Origin of the sequence: Planktothrix sp. FACHB-1355, from assembly GCF_014748295.1 — a bacterium.
GTDB classification, from domain to species: domain Bacteria; phylum Cyanobacteriota; class Cyanobacteriia; order Cyanobacteriales; family Aerosakkonemataceae; genus Aerosakkonema; species Aerosakkonema funiforme_A.
Genome location: NZ_JACJUP010000494.1, coordinates 1 through 4,649, shown reverse-complemented (window position 1 = coordinate 4,649; position 4,649 = coordinate 1). Strand labels below are relative to the sequence as shown.

Genomic DNA, 4,649 nt, shown 5'->3' with positions numbered 1-4,649 from the left:
GGAGCCTATCGAGATAATGAAGTTTCCGCCGCCCATCCTCTGATGTTGACCCTAGATGATATCGGTAAGGCAGGTGCAATTGTTAACACCATCACCCTTGCACCGCTCGATCGTATCAGTTTGAATCAATTGGTAGCAGATACCCTGAGTTGTTCTCCTAATTTGGCGCAACCGCTGACTGAATTAATCGCGCAAAAAACGAAAGGCAACCCATTTTTTGTTACGCAGTTCCTCAAAGCTTTGCATCAAGATGGATTGATTGATTTCGATTTTAAAGCTGGATATTGGCAGTGCGATATTACCAAAGTTAGAGATGCAGCGCTCACCGATGATGTCGTTGAATTCATGGGGCAGCAATTACAAAAATTGCCCGTCGAAACTCAAGCGGTTTTGAAATTAGCTGCTTGCATTGGCAATCAATTCGATCTGGAAACCTTGGCAATTGTTTCGCAAAATTCGGAGGCAGAAACGGCAACGGCATTGTGGAGGACTTTACAAGAAGGTTTGGTTTTACCCCAAAGTGAGGTTTATAAATTTTACGTGGGGGAAGCAGAAAATATCGATCAAGCTAATTTTCAAACAGTTTCCTATCGTTTCTTGCACGATCGAGTCCAGCAAGCCGCTTATGCTTTAATTCCAGAAAGCGATCGCGCGATCGCTCACTATCAAATCGGGCAATTACTCCTGCAAAAAATCTCACCAGAAGCTAGAGAAGAACGCATTTTTGAATTAGTCAATCAGTTAAATTACGGCACTACTTTGGTTGTCGAGCAAGAAGAAAGAGACGATTTAGCAAAACTCAATTTAACTGCTTGTCGCAAAGCCAGAGCCGCCACCGCTTATCAAGCCGCCCGCGCATACGCTACTGTTGGAATGACATTTCTGGGAGTAGAAGCTTGGCAGCGACAATATGAAATGACGTTAGCGCTGTACGAATTAGCTGCCGAGGTTGCTTGGTTGTGCGGTGATTTCGAGCAGATGGATTTGTGGATTGAAAGGGTTATCGAGCGGGCAAAAAATCCCTTGGATCGGGCGCAAATTTATCAAATTAAAATCCAAGCATTGAATGCTAGAAATAAATTTATAGATGCGATCGGTCTAGGCAAATTTGCGCTTCAACTGTTAGGAATTAGCTTGCCGGATAGCCCAAACAACGAAGATGTGCAGCAGGCAAAACAGGAAATAGACACCGCGATTGGAGAGCGATCGATTGCAGATTTAATTCATTTGCCGAAAATGAGCGAGCCTGAAAAGCTTGCCATTATGCAGATTGTTGATAGCCTTTTACCTTCGTGTTACCTGACAGGTTCGCCACTTTATCCCTTAATAGTTGCGCTACAGGTGAGGCTTTCCATTCAATTTGGTAATAGTGTATTTTCTCCGATTAGTTATGTTAGTTATGCCTTCTTACTGAATATGCTGTGGCAAGATATGTCACAGACTCAGCAGTTCGGGCAACTAGCTTACCAGCTTGCTAAAGAGCCAGATGCTAAAAATACGAGAGCGGCAACTTTTAATGTGTTTGCGGGATACGTTCATCACTGCACGGCTCATTTGAGAGAAACATTACCGATTTTTCAGGAAGGCTATCAAGCTGGATTGGAAACGGGCGATCTGGAATTCATTGTCTACATCGTACAAATGTTTTCCTTAAATTCCTTCTGGTCCGGTCAACCTTTGAACGAACTCGAACCAAAAATTTCCGCGTATCACGAACATTTGCGAGAATTGAACGTAGTTACCACAGCCAAGCATTATTTAATTTACTGGGAAGCCGCTCTTATTTTATTAGGTAAATCGGAGGATGAAGTTACTTTACGCCAAGATGCTTACGAGCGAGAATTGGTTTCTCAAGTGCAAGCAAGTAAAGATGTATTTCGGTTGTGTATTTTTTACCACCATAGATTTGTCTTGAACTTTTGGTTGGGAGAGATTGCCAAAGCTGATAAAGATGCAAAGCAAACCAGACAACATCTGACAGGATGTATGGGAACGATTCTCGAACCTGTCTTTTATTTTTACGATTCTCTAGCCGCACTTGCCATCCTGCCGAAATCAACTGTTGAGTCGGAGGAGATATGGCAACGAGTCCAGGAAAATCAAGGAAAATTACTGCAATGGGCGCAAAATGCTCCCATGAATCACCTGCATAAATATTATTTAGTTGAAGCTGAAAAATATCGAGTTATCTATCACAAAACAGAAGCGATCGAATTTTACGAACTCGCGATTCAAGGAGCCAAAGAAAACCAATACCTGCCAGAAGAAGCACTCGCCAACGAATTAGTTGCCAAGTTCTACATTGACTGGGGCAAAGAAAAAGTTGCCGCAGGCTATATGCAGGAAGCATATTATTGTTATTCCCGTTGGGGTGCGAAAGCGAAAGTCGAATACTTAGAACGATGCTATCCCCAATTACTTCAGCCTATCCTCAATCAGCCGAAAATTCGCTTCAATCTATTAGAAACGCTAACGACAATTAGCGATCCTTTTATCCACTCGATTCAAACTTCCAGTAGTAGTAGCAGCAGTATTTCCGATGCCCTCGATTTTACTTCTGTTTTGCAAGCTGCTCAAGCTCTTTCCAGTAAAATCCAGTTAGATGAATTGCTCGAAACTCTCACTCAAATTATTTTGAAAACTTCTGGAGCGGAAACTTGTGTTTTACTACTGCCCGATCGGGATGAATGGCAAATCCGTGCGATCGCCCATATCAACTCTGACGATCGACCACCGACAACTCTACTGCAAACCGAACCGCTATATATCTCTCAGGCAGTTCCAATCAAGCTAATTTATTATGTCAAAAATACCCTCAAACCAGTCGTGATTGAAGGAGCAAAAACTGATATTCCGGGTGTAATAAGTGATTATATGCTCCAGTACAAACCCCAGAGCGTACTATGTGTTCCCATTCTCGATCGAGGTAATTTGGTCGCCATACTTTATCTGGAACATCGCTTGACGAAAGGGGTTTTTACGAGCGATCGTCTGGTTGTGCTTAACTTCCTGTGTACCCAAGCCGCGATTTCTCTAGAAAATGCGAGATTGTACCAGCAAGCCCAGGATTATGCCCTCCAGTTGGAACAATCGCAACTGCAATTAGTGCAGAGTGAAAAAATGTCTGCTTTGGGGAATTTAGTTGCCGGAGTTGCCCATGAAATTAACAATCCAGTCGGCTTTATTTCTGGCAATATTACTGAAGCGATCGCTGCCGTCAAAGATATTACCGATTACCTGCAACTCTACCGAGAAAAATTTCCGAATCCCGGAGAAGAAATCGCAGAAAAAGCTGAAGAAGTTGACATTGAATATCTATTAGAAGACTTACCCAAAATGTTGGATTCTATGCAAGTCGGTTGCGATCGGATTAAAGGTATTAGTACCAGTCTCCGCACCTTCTCTAGAGCGGACAAAGATTATAAAGTTCCTTTCGATATTCACGATGGAATTGACAGTACTCTCTTGATTCTCAAACACCGATTGAAAGCTAACGAACGGCGTCCGGCGATTGACGTAATCAAAGAGTACGGGAACTTGCCACTAATTGAGTGCTTCCCCGGACAATTAAATCAGGTGTTTATGAATATATTGGCTAATGCTATTGATGCCCTGGAAGAATCTCATAGAGAACAAAGTGTTGAGCAGCTAAAAGCCCAGGCAAATTGCATCGTTATTAGGACAGAAATGAAATCTAAAGATAGGGTAAATATTTGCATCAAAGACAACGGGCCAGGAATGTCAGATGAAATAAAAGCAAAGATATTTGACCACTTATTTACGACTAAAGGTGTAGGGAAAGGAACGGGATTGGGATTGGCGATCGCTAAGTCGATCGTAGTGGAAAAACATGGCGGTTCAATTGACGTAAATTCCACTCCAGGTCGAGGAACGGAATTTATTATCATCTTACCAACTAAGGCGGAACAAAATAGGTAATTTCCCAGAGGAAATGCCACTTAGTCAATAACTTATTACCTATCTATTTTAACCACAATGAATGACTTACACCAAAACATTAACGCTCATCCAACCGTTCAAATTGCCAACTATAAAATTGTTGAAACACTTTATGCAGGAAGTCGTACCTTAGTTTATCGAGCTATCCGGACAAAGGACAGATTACCTGTTGTCATCAAACTGCTGAAAAATGAGTATCCCACCTTTAGCGAACTGGTACAATTTCGCAATCAGTATACTATTACTAAAAACCTTTCTCAACCTGGAATCATCCAAACTTATAGCCTAGAACCATATCAAAATGGTTATGCCTTGGTAATGGAAGACTTTGGGGGCATTTCCTTGAAAGAATGGACATCAAAAGGGGGGAACTTACTCTCTTTGAGAGAGTTTTTAGAAGTTGCGCTCGCACTCTGCAATATTTTAGATATTCTGTATCGAGAGCGCATCATTCACAAAGACATCAAACCCAGCAACATTTTAATTAATCCTGAAACTAAACAAGTTAAATTAAGCGATTTTAGTATTGCATCTTTACTCCCAAGAGAAAGCCAAACCATCATCAATCCCAACATTTTAGAAGGAACACTTGCTTATCTATCCCCAGAACAAACAGGAAGGATGAATCGTGGGATTGACTACCGGACTGATTTTTATTCTTTGGGCGTTACTTTTTATGAATTACTTAA

At 41.7% G+C, this 4,649-nt stretch carries 2 protein-coding genes; both read left to right on the top strand.

Annotation, left to right across the window (positions count from 1 at the left end; all coding sequences use genetic code 11):
* Window positions 1-3,939, top strand: a 3,939-nt coding sequence (locus H6S82_RS19115; RefSeq protein ID WP_191056565.1) for an ATP-binding protein, incomplete at its 5' end; no start/stop codon positions are given.
* A 57-nt stretch (window positions 3,940-3,996) separates the two neighbouring features.
* A partial coding sequence (locus H6S82_RS19110; RefSeq protein ID WP_191056564.1) for a serine/threonine-protein kinase occupies window positions 3,997-4,649 on the top strand: 653 nt, incomplete at its 3' end.